A 20,951-nucleotide genomic window follows, 5' to 3' on the forward strand; every position below is an offset into this window, starting at 1 on the left:
ACGACTGGAGCGAGAATAGCCATGGCTCATAATCAGTTTGATGAGTTTATTCCTGTAAACATTGCCGTGTTGACGGTGTCCGACACCCGTACCGAAGAAAACGACACATCCGGTCACTTACTGGTTGAGAGCCTGACCGCCGATGGTCACAAACTTGTTGATAAGGCCATTGTAAAAGACGACATCTACAAGATTCGCGAAGTCGTATCCCGCTGGATTGCCAGTGATGCCGGGTCTCCAGACTGTGTGCAGGCCGTGCTGGTCACAGGCGGTACCGGTTTCTCTGGCAGAGACAGCACACCAGAAGCACTGTTGCCTGTTTTTGACAAGCAGATTGATGGTTATGGCGAGCTGTTCCGCCAGCTTTCCTATGAACAGATCAAAACCTCCACCATCCAGTCCCGTACCGTGGCGGGCATGGCCAACGGAACCGTTATTTTTGTTATGCCCGGCTCCAATAATGCCTGTAAGACCGCCTGGGAAGGCATTATCAGGGATCAGCTGAACAGCCAGCATCGTCCATGTAACTTTGTTGAACAATTAAAAAAGGCAGGGTAATCATGTCGTCTGCCAATAGTGCCCTTAGCCATATTGATAGTGATGGTAAGGCCAGCATGGTTGATGTTGGTGAAAAAGACATCACACGTCGTGAAGCCAGGGCCGAAGGTTATATCTACATGGCACCTGAGACACTGGCGCTGGTAAAAGACAATGGCCTTAAAAAAGGGGACGTGCTTGCCGTGGCCAGAATTGCCGGCATTCAGGCTGCCAAACAGTGCAGCCAGCTGGTGCCGCTTTGTCACCCGTTGATGCTGAACTTTATCGGTGTTGAGTTTCAGCTTGAAGACGCGGCTTCAGTGAATGGCGAAGCCTGTATTCGAATTGAAACCTGTTGTCGTTTGAATGGAAAAACCGGCGTTGAGATTGAAGCGCTGACTGCGGCATCGGTTGCTGCCCTGACGATCTATGATATGTGCAAGGCAGTGGACAAAGAGATGCATATTGAAGGCATTCGTGTGCTGGAAAAGAGTGGTGGTAAAAGTGGTCACTATATTCATGGTTCAGCGACGTCTGCCTCAGGTGGTGCAGCATGATTAAAGTACGGTTCTTTGCCAGTTTTCGGGAAAAGCTGAACTGCGAACAGTTGACGCTGGAAGAAGGCGAGTATGCTCCCTTGCTGTCCGCATTAAAAAGTCAGTTGGCGGACCAAGGTGAACACTGGCGTGAAGTAATGATGAGTGAGCGTACTCTGGTTGCCATCAATCAGACCATGACTCGTCAGGATGTCACATTGCAGTCTGGTGATGAGGTCGCCTTTTTTCCTCCGGTGACCGGCGGGTGATTTTTATTTGAACCACAAAGACACGAAGACACAAAGGCTTTATTTTGTTCTCGTTCCCACAGTCTGAGACTGTCCGAAAGCCCCGGAAAAACTTTGCCGTGAAAGAAAAATTGCCACGGAGACACAGAGGCACGGAGACTAGATATAGTTTTACCTCTGTGTCTCCGTGCCTCCGTGGCAAATCTTTCATACCAGAGGGTGACGAACAATCTTCATGAGTATTTGTGTTGAAAAGCGGTGCAAAAAAACAAACAGGATCAGAACCTTGATTGCCATTCAAACAGAAGACTTCAACCCAGGCCAGGAATATGAACGCCTGGAAGGGAATAAGTCATCAGGAGCGATTGTCACTTTTACCGGTACAGTTCGCGATATGAACCTTGGGGATAAGGTGGGTGGCCTGTTTCTGGAACATTATCCGGGGATGACGGAAAAAGCCCTGCAGGAAATTATCGATGAGGCCATGGCGCGTTGGGAACTTCAAACTGTCCGGGTTATCCATCGCATTGGTCAGATGTACCCCGGGGACCGAATCGTTTTTGTGGGTGTCGCCAGCGCCCATCGCAAAGAAGCGTTTGCCGCCTGTGAGTTTATTATGGATTACCTGAAAACCCGTGCGCCGTTCTGGAAGAAAGAGACGACACCGGAAGGAGATCGCTGGGTGGATGAGCGTGAGTCTGACCAGGCAGCGGCGGATCGCTGGCTTTAACCTTCGAACTCATAAAGAACATCTGCTTCATGTTAAGAACAGTATTTTTAGCATTTTTCCTCATTTTTCCGGGGGTATCGGTCTACGGCGAAGAACTGAAAGTGGCCGTTGCCGCAAACTTCAAACCGTCGCTGGAGGTTCTGGCAAAAGCGTTTGAAATCGAAACCGGACACCAGTTGTTGATCTCCTCGGCCTCTACCGGTGTGCTGTATAACCAGATTACCCATGGTGCGCCTTTCGATATTTTTCTGTCAGCAGATAGCCTCAGACCGAAGCTGCTGGAAAAAAAAGGACTGACACTGAAAGGTAGCCGCCACCCCTATGCACTGGGAGAACTGGTGCTATGGAGCCCCGGGTTTTCCGCTAAAGAGGGGGAAGCCATGACCCTGGAGGATCTGGCGATTTATCAGGGACGCCTGGCCATTGCCAATCCGGCAACGGCTCCTTATGGTCTGGCGGCACAGCAGGTGCTGGAGAAACTGGGTTTCTGGTCCTCGTTCCGCTCCCGTCTGGTTCAGGGTGCCAGTGTCCAGCAGGCCTGGCAGTTTGTGTCCAGTGGCAATATTTCCGCAGGGCTGGTGGCGAAAGCGCAACTGGTTGGCAACGATGGTCATATTTTTTCGATTCCTGCAACGTTGTATGATCCGATTCAGCAGGATCTGGTTATCTTAAAGCGCACCAGACAACCTGAGGCGGCCAGGGCATTTGTGGCGTTTATTTTGTCACCGTCTGCCCAGCGCACTATTGCCAGGCAGGGTTACTTCCCTGTATCGACGACAATGGCCGATAAAACTACGTCCGAAAATTGAAGGGAAGCGCTCTGAATGCTGCTCACCGCTGTCTGGGTAACGCTGAAACTGGCCACCATTACCACCGTGATTCTGATGCTGCTGGCGATTCCCATGGCCTGGGGGCTGGCTAATATGCAGAGTCGGCTAAGACCCCTGCTGGAAGCCCTGGTGGGGCTGCCAATGGTATTACCGCCCACCGTCCTTGGCTTTTATATACTGTTGCTTTGCTCACCAAACTACGCTCCCGGGCAGCTCTGGCTGTCCCTGACCGGCACCACCCTGGCGTTCAGTTTTACCGGGCTGGTGATCGCTTCTGTTATCTGCTCCATGCCCTTTGTCGTGCAACCTTTGCAACGGGCGTTTGAACAGCTTGATAAAGGCCTGCTTGAGGCGGCAGCCATGATGGGGGCAGGGCGAATGGACCGTTTCTTTAATGTGGTACTGCCCTGTACCCGCCGGGCGATGATTCTGGCGGCCTGCATGGGGTTTGCTCATACAGTCGGGGAGTTTGGTGTGGTGCTGATGATTGGCGGCAATATTCCCGGAGAGACGCAGGTGTTGTCCATTGCCCTGTTCGATGCCGTGGAATCGCAGCAGTTTACCGAAGCGCACCAGATTGCAGCGGGACTGATGGTGTTTGCCATGATTCTGCTGATTACCCTTTACAGCCTTGATCGTCAGCCTGCGGCTCAATTACCCCTAAAATCAAACCCTGGTCGTTATTAATGCTAAGAATTGATATTCAGCTGCCCCGGGACCGCTTTGTTCTTGGTGTTGATGAGTCACTGGATACCGATAACACCTGGGCCATTATGGGGCGTTCCGGGTGTGGTAAAACTTCACTCCTGAGAACCATCGCGGGTTTGGAAAGTCATGCCAGGGGGCGGCTTCAGTTTAATAATGAAATCTGGCAGGACTCGGAACAGGGAATATGGGTTCCGCCGGAGCAACGGGGCATTGGCTATATATTTCAGGAAGCCAGGCTGTTTCCCCATCTGGATGTTATGGAAAACCTCCGGTTTGCCTTGAGGCGGGCGAGTGGCAATGTTGCCATGCCGTCATTATCCGAGGTGGTTGAGCAGCTCGATATTGTCCACCTATTGGGGCGCACGGTTGATAAACTGTCTGGCGGTGAGAAGCAGCGTGTGGCCATTGCCCGCACCTTATTAAGTGCACCCCGTCTTCTATTAATGGATGAGCCTCTGGCGTCATTGGACTGGTCATCAAAAACAAGCATTCTTCCCTGTTTGAGAAATATCCATCAGCACTTTGAAATACCGGTGGTTATGGTGAGTCATGCCCGTGAAGAGGTGGCAAGGCTGGCTGATAAACTGCTGCTTATTGATCAGGGGCAGGTGGTATCCCGAGGCGAGTGTCGTCAATTACTCAGTCGGCCAGGTTCTTTATTAACCCGGGATGACTGTGCACTGTCGATTCTGGAAGTGCAGGTGGGCAGCCACGATCACGAATATGGTTTCACCGAGCTGTTATTGGGTGGTCAGAAATTGCTGGTCAATCAGCTTTCATCGCTGCCGGGAACCGACCTGCGAGTGATATTGCCAGCTCATGAAGTCAGTATCGTGGTGGAAGATATCCACTGCACAAGTGTTCAGAATCGAGTGGCAACAACGATTCAGGCTATTCAGGAAATGGATTCCAAAAATGTCATGCTGTTTATGGCGGCGGAAGGGCAGACATTGTTGGCGCTGGTCACCAGAAGAGCGCTGGGGTTATTGAATCTGTCGGTGGGGCAACGTGTTTTTGCCCATTTTAAAGGGTCCTGTCTGGATGTTATCTAATACTGTTGACAGGTGTCTGATACTCAACGAAGGAGCGGTTTGGAATAGAAGTGTATGTTAACTTTTGACAAAGGTTTCAAGTAGAAAAAGTAAAATGGTCCCATCAGGTTTTTCTTCTGTCGTTAGTATTGGGTCAAATGAAACCGTATTTTGATTCCATTAATCCGACCGTTATTGGATGGGCACTTCTGTGCGTTATTGTATCGTTTTGGAACTCTTTTCTACCAATAGGCTGTGCAGTGCTACTGGTTTGATTTCCTCAAGAGGGCTGGATTAACCCATAAAAAAAGAGCACCTTATGGTGCTCTTTTTCTGTTTTCCCGAAAAGGGAAAAGCTTATACTTTCTCTACGTTGGCAGCCTGAAGGCCTTTCTGGCCCTGCTCAACATCAAAGGTCACAGCCTGACCTTCAGCGAGAGTTTTGAAGCCGTCACCAATGATGGCACGGAAGTGAACGAAAACGTCTGGACCGCCGTTATCCTGAGCGATAAAGCCAAAGCCTTTCTCTTCACTGAACCACTTTACCGTTCCGGTCGATTTAGACATGCAATGTCTCCTGAATATTTCTATAAAAATGCGTTGTACACGCGTTGAGCCAATGTGTAGTCACATCTTCATATATCTATTTAAGAGTAAAGCAATTAAAGCAACATAACTTAAACTAAGAAGTGGTGTGACGATCAGGAAGTACTCAAAAAGTAAAACGATTTTTCGTTCTTCTCAATAATGGCCAATAGGAACTCTAATAGCTGTCCGAAGGGATGTCAAAGATTTTATCAAGTTTGTGAAAAACAAATTATCGGAGGAATTTTAACCGGAAATCAGGGGTTGGAAGACCCGCTTGGATAGGAAATTAATGCTTTGATTTATATAGTGTTTGTTACTTTTTGTTGACTGTTTTTCGCACTCTTGATTGGCAGTAACAGGTCATGGGTAATTGGAATAAAGTGACTGGACGATTGAATCAGGGAAGATGCTGTCAGCGCCTCAACACTGTATACCTCAGTCTGCCGACCAAAATCCTGTTGCACCTTTTGCAACAGCAGGTCAAAGTCACCATCACCGGAAGCGAGGGCAATGGTATCGACCTCGGGTGCCCAGCTCATAACATCCAGCGTTATCCCGACATCCCAGTCACCCTTTGAGGTGCCATCGCTTCTTTGAATATAGGGTTTCAGCTTTACTTCAAAGCCAATGGCTCGAAGAATATCCTGGAATTGCCGCTGTTTTGGATCTCCGCGATCAATCGCGTAGGCGATGGCCTTGGTGATCTTTCTGCCTTTACTGACAAGCGCCCAGAATGCGTTGTAGTCAAAGTGACTGTTATAGAACTGTCGGGTGGTGTAATAGATGTTCTGCACATCAACAAACAGCGCAACACGATTTTCAGCCATAGGTTTTTGTTTCCCCGCGTTTGCTTGCCGACTGTCTCATTATGATGGTGGATGATGCTTTCTGGGCAAGATAAAGCAATCCGCCAATGGAAAGAATCGATGCTATCACCATGACTATAACGGACAGATTACCTTGCGTCGGGTTGTTCAGTAAAGAGATCAGGTCTCTTGCCTGCATACCTGCCCAAAGGGCAAACAGCGTTCTGGGTAACATGCCAATAAAGCCAGCGATCAGGAATGCAGGAAGGCGGATCCCAATTACGGGTAACACCAGGTTCATTAATGAAAAGGGCAGGACCGGGGATATCCGGGTCAGAACGACCAGCGGCCACTGATGATGTTGAAGCTCCTCCAGAATCAGATGTATTCGGGAGTTCGGCGGGAGTGTCCGCATCAGCTTCCCATGATCCAGTGATTTCCCGACCAGATAACCGAGGACAGATGCTGCCGGGTAGGAAATCAGGATATAGAAAAGCGCTGTCCACCCGAGAAAATAGCCACTGATCAGGGCAATAAGCGTAGACGGTGTCAGGGCCAGCGCCATGGTCAGGGCGCTGGCTGAAAAGAGCCAGGCCCACTGGCTGATGGATAGCGTGTCAAGCGTGTCCTGCCAGGTGATCGCCAGTGTGGTGACCAGGGTGCTGCCAAAGAGGGAGGTAATACTGAGCAGGCCCATCAATGAGAGTATCTGACGATTCTTTCTGAAAAAAGAGCCTCGCAAGAAAGCGCTACGAAACAATAAGCAATTCACTGGAAAAGACTGGCCGCTGCCTGTAAAACCCACAAGCATAATGGCTACGACAGAGAAGAGGCAATAATGCTTACATAATTTCAGCGGGAGCCTGATCGTTTGTTGAGTTTTCGCTGCAGTGTCCTGCGATGCATGCCCAGGCTTCGGGCGGCGGCAGAGATATTGCCATTGTGCTCCAGAAGGACTTTTTGCAGATACTCCCATTCCAGCTGGTAAACCGGCATTCTTGTTTCCGGGATGACAGGGCCGGGTTCATGAGGCTGCTGGCTGATATTGAGTGCCGAGAGTATCTGTAAGGTATCCACCGGCTTGCAGAGATAGTCTTTAGCCCCAAGTTTGATGGCGCTGACTGCGGTGGCAATGCTGGCATACCCAGTTAGTACGATGATTTCAATATCAGGATTGACGTTGCGTAACAGTGAAATAAGCCGGAGGCCGCTCTCACTGCCGATTTTCAGATCAACAACCGCACTTGCCGGGCAGTGTTGTTGTTGCAGGGTGGTCGCCTTACCGATGGTGTCTGCCGTAATGGGGTTGAATCCCCTTTTTCTGAGTGAGGTGGCAAGGGTGTGTAACAGGGTCTGGTCATCATCGGCAATCAAAATAGTCGGTAACTCCAGGGCTTTTCCGGGGTTCATTGTCGCTTTATGGTTCCTGTTCTGGTTGGCCGGTGATGGGAAGTTGGACTTCAATCAAGCTTCCCCCGCAGGTTAGAGGGCGCATCTGTATCAGACCTCCCAGCCGTTCAATACTGGCCTGACTGAGTAGCAAACCAATCCCGAGGCCATCTTCTTTTAAGCTATAAGGCGTCCTTGATAAGGTGGTTGAGTTCCCTTCTTTTATAGGGACTGAGCTTTTTCCGGGTCTGTCCTGGGCTTCCGGGAAGCCCGTTCCTTTATCCAGAATCTGTAGGGTCAGGTTTTGGCGGTTCTGAATCACGTGCAGTGAAACCTGGCCCGGGCTGGCATCTTCTGCATTATCAAGTAATGACGTGATTGCCTGATACAGTGTCAGATCACAGGGAATAGATACTGAAACAGGCCATTGAGCGGCGTTGTAATGAAGCTCGGATTCAGGTCTGATCAGCTGCCATTTTTGGATGACCTTAGCCAGAAAATCCTGGCTATCGATACTCTCAATACCTTTATATTGGCTTTCCGATACCAACTGTTGCAGCCTTTTCTTGCATTCATCGATCTGATCCCGGAGAAATATCAAACGTTCAGCCAGTGCGCTGCCCTGGTATTCCTCCTGCAGATCCCTGAGCACAATGGCCATTGTGGTCAGTGGCGTTCCCAGTTCATGGGCTGCACCCGCTGCCTGAAGGGCAATGGCAAGAATGCTTTCATCTCTCAGCTGACGTTCTCTGCTGATGGCTATATCCCTTTGCTGTTTTCTCAGGGCTGATGCCATCAGTTCGACAAAGTAATTGATAAGAAAGGCACTCAGCACAAACGTTAGCCACATGCCAAGCAAATGAATGTCGATCATCAGCTGCTGTTCTGGCAAGTGAAGCATCGAACCGGGGCCGGATGGAACGTACCATTTCATCAGCAGGGTATAGAGCAGCGTTGCAGTGAATGTCACGCCCCAGCTGTATTTGCCCGGCAGCAGTGCAGCGCCGATACAGACAGTGATCAAATAGGTCGATACCAGTGGGTTGGTATAACCACCACTAAAGAATAACAGCGTACTCTGGGAAAAAAGGTCCAGCAGCAGTTGAACAAAGAACTCCTGATCGCTAACGTGTCTTTTGACCACATATAACCGAATGACAGTGCCAATAATCATCAGCAAGGTGATTAAACAGGCCAGAACAAGGCCGGTTATCTGGATGTCAAAATGGCGGCTGGCCAGGAAAAAGGCCATACCCTCAACAGCAATCAGGGTTCCACGGAGCCAGCACAGGCGCTTGAGGTTCTCTGCACCAATCGAGAGGTTGGGTGTTGTGTTCGTCGTCATTAAGGCTGCATTGGTGTGCTCATATTGAATACCCTTAGACTCGAAAATTCGTTTTTTTATCCCCCTGTCAGGGATTTTCAATGTCATCCTCTGCATCTGTGCTCTCAATGGAAACCCAAATACTTTTTAGCTTTAATGAATGCACGGTCTTCCGATCAGAAAGCAGCTCATCTGTCTGGATACAAATAGTTTCTGCCTTTGCTTTCCGATCAACGATTTTCTCTCGCAATGCGTTTTCGCCCCATGAGTTGTGATAATCCATTTCCATTAACAGGTCACCGAGTGACGTCATGATGAGCGAATGCATGTTGATCATTGGGAAATAAGAGTCTTTTCCCGGAAGGATTTCTTCCTGCACAGCTTTCTTATGCCATTCCACCTCCTTATGGATTAACTGCTTACTGATTTCTTCCTGTTTAATTTTCAGTTCTTCCAAGGTACTGGTATTTTCCAGCTGCATCAGTTCATCATACACAATGGCTTGCCTGACCAGGCCCGAACAATCAGTCATGTATTGTTCAGAGAATGCCAATCGACTGATCGCTTTATTAATGGCAACAGAGAGAGTGGGGCACCCTTGCGGGCAGGTACTCAACTCCTCGATGACCGATTGACAAAACTCTATAGCCTTTTGGTAAGGAGCCATAAAAAAATCCGCTTTCCGTAACGATTTGACCACCCCCTCATTTTCAATGCTTGTTGATTGGCCAACGTTAACAGCCCGATCAATCATTGCCTGATACTTCGTTTCAATAAGCTCAGTACCTTGCAGCATGGGTAGTTTGGTATCAGCAGGCCTGATGAGAATCAGGTGATTTTTGTCCGTCGGTGAATAAACGGAAGAGACATAAGCTGCCTGGGAAACCTGGCCAGTTTCGATGATGGGACACTGCAGTAAATCATGGTCGACTAAATGTTTGTATTCAGGGAGCTGCTTGTCTGAGATTGACAGATCGAAGCAATGAAGTGTTACACCGAAAGTGCCGCTGTAATTGATATTGAAAACAGGCTGGATTCCCCCCCATAGTGTTTTATACGTATCATACCTCTCCCCATGCATACAGAAAAATCCAAGTTTTGCCAATTCCGCTATACGTTCATCACATAATTCAGGATGCATAGGCTTATTGGAATGATCAAACGATTGACGCCTGTTCTGCTCACCAACCTCTCCGAGCGTTTGGTATTTATTGTCACTAACCACGACAGCAACATGCCTGTTTGCCAGGGATTTCAGGGGGATTGGTTCACAGTGGCTAAAAATCTCTGCGGGCATAAATCGGAGATCCGGATTGAGGTGGATCATTTCTGTGTTTACCACTTTGAGCGTATGCTCATAATAATCCAAATCTCCAAATAAATTTTCTCCCCCGGCAGAAACCATGCGAATAGTCGGATTGGCAAAGTAGGCTGTTTTCTCTGGCACCGGAATCGATTTAATAAAACGACTTTGGTCACATAGTTTATTCCTAAACCCTTTACCCTCCGTAAACTTGCCAGGAGGGCTGCTGTAGGGCGCACCAAAAGTGGTGCCATTGGCAAGCAGGTTGATATTCATTTTCATCCCCATCTGTTGCTATTTATGTTGAGACTTGACAGGCGTTTTCCCGGGAGGCTGTCCTGTTTTCCGTCTCTTCTCAGGGCTGAGGGTTCGACAAAGTAATTGATTAGAAAGGCACTCAGCACAAATGTTAGCCACATGCCAGGCAAAGTCAGGGATTTTCAACGTCATCCTCCGCATCTGTGCTCTCAATGGAAACCCAAATATTCTTTAGCTTTAATGAATGAATGGTCTTCCGATCAGAAAGCAGCTCATCTGTCTGGGTACAAATAGTTTCTGCCTCTGCTTTCCGAGCAACGATTTTCTCTCGCAATGCGTTTTCGCCCCATGAGTTGTGATAATCCATTTCCATTAACAGATCACCGAGTGACGTCATGATGAGCGAATGCATGTTGATCATTGGGAAATAAGAGTCTTTTCCCGAAAGGATTTCTTCCTGCACAGCTTTCTTATGCCATTCCACCTCCTTATGGATTAACTGCTTCCTGATCTCTTCCTGTTTAATTTTCAGTTCTTCCATAGTACTGGTATTTTCCAGCTGCATCAGTTCATCATACACAATGGCTTGCCTGACCAGGCCCGAACAATCGGTCATGTATTGTTCAGAGAATGCCAATCGACTGATCGCTTTATTAATGGCGGCAGAGAGAGTGGGGCACCTTTGCGGGCAGGTAATCAACTCCTCGATGACCGATTGACAAAACATTATAGACTTTTGGTAAGGAGCCATAAAAAACTCCGCTTCCCTTAACGATTTGACCACCCCCTCATTTTCAATGCTTGTTGATTGGCCAACGTTAACAGTCCGATCAATCATTGCCTGATACTTCGTTTCGATAAGCTCGGTCCCTTGCAGCATGGGGAGTTTGGTATCAGCAGGCCTGATGATAAGCAGGTGATTTTTGTCCGTCGGTGAATAAACGGAAGAGACATAAGCTGCCTGGGAAACCTGGCCAGTTTCGATGATGGGGTACTGCAATAAATCATGGCCGACTAAATGTTTGTATTCAGGATGTTTGTATTCAGGAAGCTGCTCGTCTGAGATTAACTCGTCGAAGCAATAAGATCTTACACTGAAACCGTCAATACCATTGATATTGAAAACGGGATGGCTTTCTCCACTATATGCTCCATTCACATCATCCCCGGGTACAAGGAAAAATCCAAGTTTTGCTAATTCAGCTATACGTTCATCAGATAATTCAGGATGCCTGGGCGTATTGGAATGATAAAACGATTGACGCCTGTTCTGCTCACCAACCTCTCCGAGCGTTAGGTATTTATTGTCACTAACCAAAACAGCAACCCTCCTGTTCGCCAGTTTTTTCAGGGGGATTGCTTCACAGTGGCTAAAAATCTCAGCGGGCATAAATCGGAGATCCGGATTGAGGCGGATCATTTCTGTGTGTACCACATTGAGCGTACGCACAAAATTATAATATCCAGATAAATCCCTTTCATCATAAGGCTCATACACAAACCGATTGGCAAAGTAGGCTGTTTTGACTGGCACCGGAATCGATTGAATAAGACGACTTCGGTCAAGCCGTATCTTCCTATGCCCTTCACCCTCCGTAAAATTGTGATGAGGTTTGCTACAGGTATAGGGCACGCCAAAAGTGGTGCCATTGGCAAACAGGTTGATATTCATTTTCATCCCCATCTGTTGCTATTCATGTGGAGACTTGACAGGAGTTTTCCCGGGAGGCTGTCCTGTTTTCCGTCTCTTCTCAGGGCGGAGGCCATCAGTTCGACAAAGTAATTGATTAGAAAGGCTCTCAGCACAAATGTTAGCCACATGCCAAGCAAATGAATATCAATCATCAGCAAGGTGATTAAACAGGCCAGAACAAGGCCGGTTATCTGGATGTTAAAATGGCGGCTGGCCAGGAAAAAGACCACACCCTCAACAGCAATCAGGGTTCCACAGAGCCAGCACAGGCGCTTGAGGTTCTCTGCACCAATCGAGAGGTTGGGTGTTGTGTTCTGAAGTGTCGTCATTAAGGCTGCATTGGTGTGCTCATATTGAATACTTAGACTCGAAAATTGGTTTTTTATCCCTGTCAGGGATTTTCAACGTCATCCTCCGCATCTGTGCTCTCAATGGAAACCCAAATATTCTTTAGCTTTAATGAATGAATGGTCTTCCGATCAGAAAGCAGCTCATCTGTCTGGGTACAAATAGTTTCTGCCTCTGCTTTCCGAGCAACGATTTTCTCTCGCAATGCGTTTTCGCCCCATGAGTTGTGATAATCCATTTCCATTAACAGATCACCGAGTGACGTCATGATGAGCGAATGCATGTTGATCATTGGGAAATAAGAGTCTTTTCCCGAAAGGATTTCTTCCTGCACAGCTTTCTTATGCCATTCCACCTCCTTATGGATTAACTGCTTACTGATTTCTTCCTGTTTAATTTTCAGTTCTTCCATAGTACTGGTATTTTCCAGCTGCATCAGTTCTTCATACACAATGGCTTGCCTGACCAGGCCCGAACAATCAGTCATGTATTGTTCAGAGAATGCCAATCGACTGATTGCTTTATTAATGGCAACAGAGAGATTGGGGCACTCTTGTGGGCAGGTACTCAACTCCTCGATGACCGATTGACAAAACCTTATAGACTTCTGGTAAGGAGCCATAAAAAACTTCGCTTCCCGTAACGATTTGTTCAACCCCACCTCATTTTCAAGACGTGTTGGTTGGCCAGCGTTATTATCCCGATCATTCGTTATCCGAGTAATCATTGCCTCATACTTCGTTTCGATAAGCTCAGTCCCTTGCAGCATGGGTAGTTTGGTATCAGCAGGCCTGATGAGAAGCAGGTGATTATCGTTCGTCGGTGAATAAACGGAAGAGACATAAGCTGCCTGGGAAACCTGGCCAGTTTCGATGATAGGGTGCTGCAATAAATCATGGCCGACAAAATGTTTGTATTCAAGGAGCTCCTCGTCTGAGATTGACAGGTCGAAGCCATGAATTGTTTCACTCAAAGCGTCACTATCATTGATATTGAAAAGGGGCTGGCTTCTCCTGCTCAATGATCCATTCATATCATCCCCGGGCATAAGGAAAAATCCAAATTTTGCTAATTCAGCTATACGTTCATCAGATAATTCAGGATGCCTGGGCGTATTGGAATGATAAAACGATTGACGCCTGTTCTGCTCACCAACCTCTCCGAGCGTTTGGTATTTATTGTCACTAACCAAGACAGCAATCCTCCTGTTCGCCAGTGTTTTCAGAGGGATTGCTTCACAGCGGCTAAAAATCTCAGCGGGCATAAATCGGAGATCCGGATTTATGCGGATCATTTCCGTGTCTACCTTTTTGAGCATACGCTCAAAATCAAAATCTTCAAATAAATACATATCCTCGCTATAAGGCTTGGGTATAAACGGAATGGCAAAGTAGGCTGTTTTGACTGGCACCCGAAACAATTTAACAAGATGACTTCGGTCATGCAGTTTCTCCCTATGCCCTTCACCCTCCGTAAAATTGTAATGAGGCATGCTAAAGGGCACGCCAAAAGTGGTGCCATTGGCAAACAGGTTGATATTCATTTTCATTCCCATCCGTTGCTTTTTATGTTGAGACTTGACAGGCGTTTTCCCGGGAGGCTGTCCTGTTCTCCGTCTTCCTGGACACTGGCTATCGTTAAATAGTTCTTGTCCAAAGCACCCCTAGTCTAGTACACCATTTCGATGAGTTTGGTGTGTAATCTCCACTCAGGATGAACGGGGTTAAGCCTGCAAAAAAAAACCTGCTGTGCAGTCAAGGCACAGCAGGTTTTTTTACAGAGCAAGGAATCTTGCCAATCACGCTGTCAGGAAAATAAGGACACCTGGCAGAATGAAGAATGCGATGAACAGATAGGCAAACGCATACATTCTGTTTCTGACTGCCAGATCAGACAGTTTGTCAGCCATATACAGCGGGATCTCCCTCAGCCACTTGATCCCGTAAATCAGAACTACGGCACAGAAGTTAAAGAAGAAATGCACCATGGCGATGGTCAGTGCGGGCAGGGCAGCAGGACCGGTAATTGCCGTGGCAGCCAGCAGGGCGGTAATGGTTGTACCGATATTGGCACCCAGGGTGAAAGGGTACATCTGTCGTACAGTAAACAGACCATTGGCCACCATGGGTACCATCAGGCTGGTGGTGGTTGAGGACGACTGAACCATTACAGTCATGGTCATACCGGACAGAATGCCGCTGATCGGACCCCGGCCAATGGACTTGTGCAGGGCATCTTTGGCTTTACCCACCATGACTTTTTTGAGCAGCTTGCCCAGACGAACCACCGAGAAAAAGATCAGGACAATGCCGATGCCAATCATGGCAATGCCAGCCAGTGTGCTGTCTGGCAGTACCGATACAAAACCTGTGACAATGTCTTCAGCCGGAGAGGTTAACGGGTCAATAAAGTTCAGGCCTTTCATTGACAAATTTTGACCACCAACCAGCATACTGGCTACCGATGCAGAAAGCTTGCTCAAAAAGCCTGTGAATAGCTCCAGAGGCAGAAGAATGAAAACCGCCAGCCAGTTAAAGAAGTCATGAACCGTAGAGGCGGCAAACGCCTGTTTGAATTCTTTATGGCATCGAATATGACCAAGACTTACGATGGTATTGGTAATGGTCGTGCCGATGTTGGCACCCATGATCATCGGAATCGCCAGGTGAACCGGCAGGCCGCCAGCGACCAGGCCGACAATAACAGAGGTGACTGTACTGGAAGATTGTACGAGTGCTGTCGCCAGTGTGCCCGCCAGCAGACCCATGACGGCATTGTTGGCAAAGCTGAACAGCTGTGCTGCCGCTTCACTGCCACCCACCGCCATTTTAAAGCCGGAGCCGATGACACTAACAGCTACCAGCAGAGCGTAAATCCATAGAACAACGCGCAGCCAGATACGACCGTAATGTCGCGTGGTCATGGTTTCGAAATCAGCGCCCTGTGAAGAAGCAGATGTCATTTCAGACATAGAGAGTGCACCCCGGTGCTTATAAAGTTGATGCTAAAAGTATCGAGTCTTTATTACAGTTTTATGACAACTTCTTCACAAACAATCAGCAGATTTTTTTTTTGGGTGGCTCATAACAGTCTGAAGCGCTCTCTTGATCGACCTGTTTTTGCAAAAAGTCGATCATATATTTTCTGTCTTCTTTCGGTTTTTCCCTGGCTCTGACGATCTCTTTATCCAACAGTTCTTGCGGTTTTTCCGGTTGGGATTCGAAGGTGGTGAGCTGGTGTTTTAACAGCCATCCTGCGATATAGGGATCACTGAACTCCAATGCTCTCTCCAGGATACGTGGCGCAAATGGTCGCAATTCCTCAAGGGATGCTCCTCCCACCTCTAATAACCAGTCTATTGGCTGGTGGGTGTAGATGGGCTCCACCACTTCTTCCCGGGAAAGATAGCCATCAAAATAACTGAGCAATGCCGAGGTGGCTTTACCGGGGTTCTGTTTGGCCTGGTGATTATCCATCAGCCATTGGGCTACCCGAGTATTATAATGGCTCATGGCCTGTTCAAATTGATGCTGGGCTTGCAGAGTGGCTCCCTTGTCGATCAGCCATCGGGCGTTGGCAAGATACCCGCGGTTTAGGGAGGTATTCAGAGCCTGGTTAAGCAGCGCTGCGGAGGCTGCGGGTGTCAGGCTTGCCCCATTGGCCAGCAGCCAGTCTGCCTGAATGGCCATATCGATATGAGTCTCAGCAATCACCTCCAGCAATGTTGTATTGATATTGTGGCTGAACGAGTCGATGCCCCGGGAACGCCTGTTGATTGATGGGGCGGTTGCTGTGGTGGTCCGGTGATCTGTTATGTTGCCGGGCTGATTATCTGTCCGGGATTTCAGCTGGCGCAACGTTGTCATCGCTGTTTTGATATTTGCCCCGTTTTCCAGGCACCATTGTGCAGTTCTCGTATACCCCTGCAACATAGCGTGGGGCAACAGCTTATCCAGTCTTTCGGATTCTGTCAGTTTTCTGAGTTCTTTCCCCACCAGTGGTGTCAGCTTCAGATACTTCGCGAACCGCTCTGAATTCTCGGCTTTCTGTTGTTGGAGTTGCTGCAATTCACGACACTTTTTCAGCTGTGCGAACGCTGCATCCGGCAGATTACTGGTTTCCCTGAGCCTGCCGACTTCCCTGACTTTAAGGTTTATTGTAACAGTGAAGGCGGGATCCACCGGACCATCATCAAGTTCAGTCCAGAGTGTTTCTTTCATTGCCCAGTTAACCAGAGTTTCATCATGCTTCCATTGTTCACCGGTCCGGCTGATATCAAACAATAACTGATCGTCCACCCACGGGTTAAGTATCCAGTCCTCAAGGGCCAGAAAATCCCTGTGAACCTCTGCTCTGAGGAGCGGGTCAGGGATATACCGGTCATTGTAAGGTATGATCCTTCCATAAATGGGTCTAACGATAAATTCACTCTGTCGAACCTCGGCCTCTGGTGGATTATGGAGAGTTGCGGTTTGTGCCGGCGCTGGCAAATCCGTTTTGCTGGCTGACGGAGGAGGCAGTCGGGGATGAGCGGGATGGTGGGCCAACGTGCGTGGACTATTCGCGGCGGGGGCAGGTAATCTCTGGCCCGGTGGCGCTTGCCTGACGTAACAGGTAGAAGCATGGCTTGGCTGTAAGCTAAACCCAAGATATCCGGACGTCCGGTTGGCTGGTACATGGCTCTCGATATTGCCAGTCCCCCTGCCGGGACTTGTGTTGACCTCTCCGGTGTGCTGCTGAAGATGGCCGCTGCTGTGATGTTGGCGAATACAGCCCCTGGCGGCCTGTCTGTAATATTCTATGGAGAGAGGGGCCTTGAAATGGGCGTTATCCACGTTTCCACCAGTTCTTTTACGGAAGCATATAAAATTGACCCGATATTCGAGAGTAAGTTCCACATCGGTGGTCATTGAGTGAAGGACAAACGCTAGTTTAAATTAGCAGGGAAATGGGAATAGCCTTGCGGATAAATGCGAAGGCTATTCTATTTGGTGGATAGTTTATTTCAACAGGTCATCAAACAGCTGCACATTCACCAGCTCACCCGCTGGTTTATCACCGTCTTCTTCCGCCAGTACGATATAGCAGTCAGAATGACTCATGGTACTGAGAACACCAGACCCCTGATGGCCGGTTGACATAACCTGCAGTTCACCGGATTCCCGGTAAACCAGTTTTGCCCTCTGGAAATCCCGGCGTCCCGGGCGCTTTCTGAGCGGGGTTTCCGTCGCCAGTGTCAGCTCCACTTTTGGTTCCGGCTGCTGGTGCATCATGTGGCGTAATGCTGGCGCGGCCAGCTGCTGGAAGGTGACGGTAGCCGATACCGGGTTACCGGGCAGGCCAAAGAAGACACTGTTCGGGAGCTGTCCAAAGGCAAACGGCTTGCCCGGTTTGATGGCCAGTTTCCAGAAGCTGGTTTCCCCCAGCTCATCAAGAATGTCTTTGGTGTAATCCGCATCGCCGACAGAGACGCCACCGGAGCTGATTACTGCGTCAGCTTCCCGATCAGCTTGCAGAAAGGCTTCTCTTAACGCCGCTTTGTCATCAGGAATTCTGCCAAGGTCGATGATGTCGACAGCCATTTTTTTCAGCATGGCCTTGATAACAAAACGATTGCTGTCGTAAATATCACCCTGTTTCAGTGGCTCGCCGGGCAGCTTTAATTCATCACCTGTGGAAAATACCGCAACTTTGACTTTCCGGTAGACCGTGACATTGGCAATACCCAGCGAGGCCAGCAGCCCGATATCCTGAGGGCGAACTCTCCGGCCCGGTGTGAACACCCGGGTGCCTTCCGGAATATCTTCCCCCGCTGTTCGGATATTGTTACCGGGCTGGTCCGGTTTCTGGAGAAAACGAATGCCTTGTTCTGTGGTCTCAGTCTGCTCTTGCATGATCACCACATCGGCACCTGATGGAACACTGGCCCCGGTCATAATGCGGATACAATGTCCTGCGGGAATCTCCCCGGAAAAAGGGTGGCCGGCCAGGGACTGGCCTGCCAGGGGTAAAGTATCACGGTTGTACAAATCCTTCAGTGCCAGGGCATAACCATCCATGGCTGAGTTGTCATGGGAGGGCACATTGATAGGCGATACGATAGGCTCTGCGAGCACCCTGCCAAGGCTGTCTTCCAGGGCAACGGTCTCGGTTTTGGATACTGGCTTGACACTGCTGGTCAGTGTTGCCAGTGCTGCTTCCAGCCTTATTAATCCATCAGTGGCACAGCAGTCGCTCATGATTGCCCTCTTTCATAGCGGGTGGAAAAAATAGCGTGCTTAACTCTCTGTTATGCCAGGTGGTGATGCAAGCTATTTTTCATGACAATAGTTTTCAATAAAGCTGGCAATATGTTCGGGGCTGTTGATATCCAGTTCTGCCAGATGACCTGGAAGGTTGATGCCGGGATTGCCATCCCAGGCGATGGCTATGATATGGGGGTCATCAGTAAACAGGAAGGGCTTGTTATAATCACTGCGATGAAGCTCGATTTTAGCGATGGGAGCCTCTCGAAAACCTTCCACCAGGATTAAATCCAGCTGATCCTGATTGAGGAGTTGCAGTTGCTCCTGCAGCTGTCGTTCATATCCATTCGGGTACTCGGTATAGCAAAGGGAGCGACCAGGCATGCTCAACACCAGTTGGCTGGCACCGGCATGGCGTAAACGATAACTGTCTTTTCCCGGTGGATCAGGTTCTATCCTGTGATGCGAGGCTTTGACCACACCGGTTCGAAGTCCCTTGCCAGCTAACAGTGGCAGTAGTTTCTCGATAAGCGTGGTTTTACCGGTACCGCTGAAGGCTGCGATACCAATAACCGGGATGGCGGCACTGATCTTTGGGGGTATTTTCATAGAAGACATCTTTCGTTTTTTGCAACCTGCTTGCATGAGGGTCAGCCCGGATATTTCATCAATCAAAAGGGGGCCATGGGCAGCAGGGTTGCCTGATAATCCAATAAAACAATAGTACCTGATAGCATGGTTTTTCGAGAAATAAGCAGGTAGGATTCACTTGGCTGTTGATAAAACGATCTCCCGGGAATTCTTTTAACAGTCAAATGAGGTTGTTTAACGTAGTGATTAAACTGAATTAACAAGCGAGCGCCGAGCTTCGGTACCTAATGGGTATGATCCTATGGACTGGAAGCCGCAGCCAGAGTGCGTATCACTGGCTGCCAGGGCTGTAGAAGAAACTTTGCAGCCTCCCGCGATTGGAAAGGTGTTCTATGCATTCTAATTTACCAGAGCTGCAGGACCGTCAGGGACGGAAATTCCCTTACTTGCGACTGTCAGTCACAGACCTGTGCAACTTTCGTTGCAATTACTGTTTGCCTGACGGCTGCCTTGACCATCATCACAGTGAAGCACTGACCATTGACGAAATACGTCGTCTGGTAACGGCTTTTGCTGCGGTCGGTGTGGAAAAAATTCGCCTGACCGGGGGGGAGCCTACCTTACGTCAGGACTTTTCCGACATTGTCAGAACCATCAAGCAGATCCCCGGCATAAAGAAGCTGGCCATGACCACTAACGGCTACAAAATGGATCAGCGGGTTATGGATTGGCTGGATGCGGGTATTGATGCCATCAATGTCAGTGTCGACAGTCTTGACCCCCGGGCCTTTGAGCTGATTACCGGCCATAACCGGCTGCGGGAAATTCTGGCCGGTATTCAGCATGCATTTGACCATGGTCTGCCATCCATCAAGGTGAATGCGGTGGCGATGAAAGGCATTAATGATGATGAACTTGATGCCTTTCTTGACTGGATCCGGGATTATCCCGTCTCTATTCGTTTTATCGAGCTGATGCAAACCGGGAACAATCAGGATTTTTTCCAGAAGCACCACTTCCCGGGAAAACAGATTCAGGAACTGCTCCTGGCACGGGGTTGGGTAAGAAAAATTCGTCTGGCCGATGCCGGGCCTGCCCAGGAGTATTGCCACAGTGATTATGAAGGTACGGTTGGCTTGATTATGCCTTACAGCAAGGACTTCTGTAATGACTGTAATCGACTGAGGGTGACCAGTCTGGGGCAGCTCCAGCTTTGTCTGTTTGCTGAGTCTGGCATTGATCTGAGAGACCTTCTGTACAGCGATGATCAGCAGGAAGTGCTGGTGGCTCGAATTCGTGATTCGCTACAGCTTAAAGACGACAGTCATTTTCTTGAACAGGGCTGGACCGGCGGCACGGACAACCTGTCTCAGATGGGAGGATAAATTGACGGGCTTCTTTATTGACCTCCAGACTCCGTTCGTCCTGAGCGGAGATTTTACACATGATACTCAGAGGCTGTTTTAAAACTACTTAAACCTTCGCAGCATTATTCGAATCATGCATATATAAACGTAGGCTTCTGAACTCCTTGCCAGCTGTTCATAGTCTTTAGATAAACGTCTGGAACCTTCAAACCAGCCAAAGGTTCTCTCCACAACCCAGCGCCTGGCTTGAATGACAAACTTTCCCCGTGGGCGTTTTGTGATTTCAAGTTCCCTTTTGGGTTTGAAGCGATAAAACCACTCTTCAAGGTAACCCCGGTAGCCACAATCAGCCCAGACTTTCCGGATGTTTTTAAAGTATTTCTTAAGGTGAGCCAGTATGAACTGTCCTGCAAAACTAT

General features: G+C 48.8%; 22 protein-coding genes and 1 riboswitch. Of the genes, 8 read left to right on the forward strand and 14 right to left on the reverse strand.

Annotated features, from left to right (window positions below; genetic code table 11):
• The first annotated feature begins 21 nt into the window (after nt 1-21).
• The 7 genes from moaB to modC all read left to right on the forward strand — a co-directional run bounded on the left by moaB (nt 22) and on the right by modC (nt 4,641).
• The gene (moaB, locus tag J7439_RS21040; RefSeq protein WP_209203961.1) at nt 22-558 is read left to right on the forward strand and encodes a molybdenum cofactor biosynthesis protein B; all 537 of its coding nucleotides are present in this window, start codon (nt 22-24) and stop codon (nt 556-558) included.
• Nucleotides 559-560: 2 nt separating this feature from the next.
• On the forward strand, nt 561-1,094 hold the full coding sequence (moaC, locus tag J7439_RS21045) for a cyclic pyranopterin monophosphate synthase MoaC (protein WP_209203962.1): 534 nt from the start codon (nt 561-563) through the stop codon (nt 1,092-1,094).
• Nucleotides 1,091-1,342 (forward strand): MoaD/ThiS family protein, encoded by a 252-nt coding sequence (locus J7439_RS21050; protein WP_209203963.1) that lies wholly within the window; start codon nt 1,091-1,093, stop codon nt 1,340-1,342. The genes moaC and J7439_RS21050 overlap by 4 nt, the downstream gene beginning before the upstream one ends.
• 214 nt (nt 1,343-1,556) lie before the next feature.
• Entirely contained in the window at nt 1,557-2,051 is a 495-nt protein-coding gene (gene moaE, locus J7439_RS21055; RefSeq protein WP_209203964.1) for a molybdopterin synthase catalytic subunit MoaE, read from the forward strand.
• A 29-nt stretch (nt 2,052-2,080) separates the two neighbouring features.
• Nucleotides 2,081-2,860 carry a molybdate ABC transporter substrate-binding protein gene (modA, locus tag J7439_RS21060; protein WP_209203965.1) on the forward strand — a complete coding sequence of 260 codons (780 nt, stop codon included), beginning with the start codon at nt 2,081-2,083 and terminating at the stop codon, nt 2,858-2,860.
• Between the two features lie 15 nt (nt 2,861-2,875).
• Nucleotides 2,876-3,568 carry a molybdate ABC transporter permease subunit gene (modB, locus tag J7439_RS21065; RefSeq protein WP_209203966.1) on the forward strand — a complete coding sequence of 231 codons (693 nt, stop codon included), beginning with the start codon at nt 2,876-2,878 and terminating at the stop codon, nt 3,566-3,568.
• Nucleotides 3,568-4,641: a molybdenum ABC transporter ATP-binding protein gene (modC, locus tag J7439_RS21070; RefSeq protein ID WP_209203967.1), complete on the forward strand. Its 1,074-nt coding sequence runs from the start codon at nt 3,568-3,570 to the stop codon at nt 4,639-4,641. The genes modB and modC overlap by 1 nt, the downstream gene beginning before the upstream one ends.
• Nucleotides 4,642-4,977: 336 nt before the next feature.
• Here modC and J7439_RS21075 read toward each other — a convergent pair whose 3' ends face one another.
• From J7439_RS21075 to mobB, 13 genes are all read right to left on the reverse strand, one after another.
• Nucleotides 4,978-5,187: a cold-shock protein gene (locus J7439_RS21075; RefSeq protein ID WP_101745061.1), complete on the reverse strand. Its 210-nt coding sequence runs from the start codon at nt 5,185-5,187 to the stop codon at nt 4,978-4,980.
• 320 nt (nt 5,188-5,507) lie between these two features.
• Complete coding sequence (locus J7439_RS21080) at nt 5,508-6,035, reverse strand: LabA-like NYN domain-containing protein (RefSeq protein ID WP_209203968.1); 528 nt, start codon at nt 6,033-6,035, stop codon at nt 5,508-5,510.
• Nucleotides 6,028-6,711: a TVP38/TMEM64 family protein gene (locus tag J7439_RS21085; RefSeq protein WP_209203969.1), complete on the reverse strand. Its 684-nt coding sequence runs from the start codon at nt 6,709-6,711 to the stop codon at nt 6,028-6,030. The genes J7439_RS21080 and J7439_RS21085 overlap by 8 nt, the downstream gene beginning before the upstream one ends.
• A gap of 155 nt (nt 6,712-6,866) precedes the next feature.
• The gene (locus J7439_RS21090; RefSeq protein ID WP_502950435.1) at nt 6,867-7,424 is read right to left on the reverse strand and encodes a response regulator transcription factor; all 558 of its coding nucleotides are present in this window, start codon (nt 7,422-7,424) and stop codon (nt 6,867-6,869) included.
• 7 nt (nt 7,425-7,431) lie between these two features.
• A complete protein-coding gene (locus tag J7439_RS21095; protein WP_209203971.1) occupies nt 7,432-8,748 on the reverse strand; it encodes an ATP-binding protein in 1,317 nt (438 codons plus the stop codon).
• Nucleotides 8,749-8,815: 67 nt separating this feature from the next.
• Nucleotides 8,816-10,306: a tetratricopeptide repeat protein gene (locus tag J7439_RS21100; protein ID WP_209203972.1), complete on the reverse strand. Its 1,491-nt coding sequence runs from the start codon at nt 10,304-10,306 to the stop codon at nt 8,816-8,818.
• A 154-nt stretch (nt 10,307-10,460) separates the two neighbouring features.
• A complete protein-coding gene (locus J7439_RS21105) occupies nt 10,461-11,960 on the reverse strand; it encodes a tetratricopeptide repeat protein (RefSeq protein ID WP_209203973.1) in 1,500 nt (499 codons plus the stop codon).
• Between the two features lie 2 nt (nt 11,961-11,962).
• Nucleotides 11,963-12,310 carry a hypothetical protein gene (locus tag J7439_RS21110; RefSeq protein WP_209203974.1) on the reverse strand — a complete coding sequence of 116 codons (348 nt, stop codon included), beginning with the start codon at nt 12,308-12,310 and terminating at the stop codon, nt 11,963-11,965.
• A gap of 62 nt (nt 12,311-12,372) precedes the next feature.
• Entirely contained in the window at nt 12,373-13,872 is a 1,500-nt protein-coding gene (locus J7439_RS21115; RefSeq protein WP_209203975.1) for a hypothetical protein, read from the reverse strand.
• Nucleotides 13,873-14,127: 255 nt separating this feature from the next.
• Nucleotides 14,128-15,300, reverse strand: a complete 1,173-nt coding sequence (locus J7439_RS21120) for a Na/Pi symporter (RefSeq protein WP_209203976.1) — start codon at nt 15,298-15,300, stop codon at nt 14,128-14,130.
• 85 nt (nt 15,301-15,385) lie between these two features.
• Nucleotides 15,386-17,164 carry a hypothetical protein gene (locus J7439_RS21125; protein WP_209203977.1) on the reverse strand — a complete coding sequence of 593 codons (1,779 nt, stop codon included), beginning with the start codon at nt 17,162-17,164 and terminating at the stop codon, nt 15,386-15,388.
• Between the two features lie 165 nt (nt 17,165-17,329).
• Complete coding sequence (moeA, locus tag J7439_RS21130; protein WP_209203978.1) at nt 17,330-18,568, reverse strand: molybdopterin molybdotransferase MoeA; 1,239 nt, start codon at nt 18,566-18,568, stop codon at nt 17,330-17,332.
• 72 nt (nt 18,569-18,640) lie between these two features.
• A complete protein-coding gene (gene mobB / locus J7439_RS21135; protein WP_209203979.1) occupies nt 18,641-19,183 on the reverse strand; it encodes a molybdopterin-guanine dinucleotide biosynthesis protein B in 543 nt (180 codons plus the stop codon).
• Between the two features lie 238 nt (nt 19,184-19,421).
• Nucleotides 19,422-19,569, forward strand: a riboswitch (molybdenum cofactor riboswitch).
• On the opposite strand from mobB, the gene moaA reads away from it, so the two are divergent.
• Nucleotides 19,558-20,550, forward strand: a complete 993-nt coding sequence (moaA, locus tag J7439_RS21140; RefSeq protein WP_209203980.1) for a GTP 3',8-cyclase MoaA — start codon at nt 19,558-19,560, stop codon at nt 20,548-20,550. Its footprint overlaps the riboswitch before it by 12 nt.
• A gap of 84 nt (nt 20,551-20,634) precedes the next feature.
• Here moaA and J7439_RS26685 read toward each other — a convergent pair.
• The coding region (locus J7439_RS26685; RefSeq protein WP_286198463.1) for a transposase at nt 20,635-20,951 on the reverse strand (317 nt) is incomplete at its 5' end.

The sequence above is a fragment of the Salinisphaera sp. G21_0 genome, from assembly GCF_017744115.1.
Lineage (GTDB): Bacteria > Pseudomonadota > Gammaproteobacteria > Pseudomonadales > Endozoicomonadaceae > Endozoicomonas.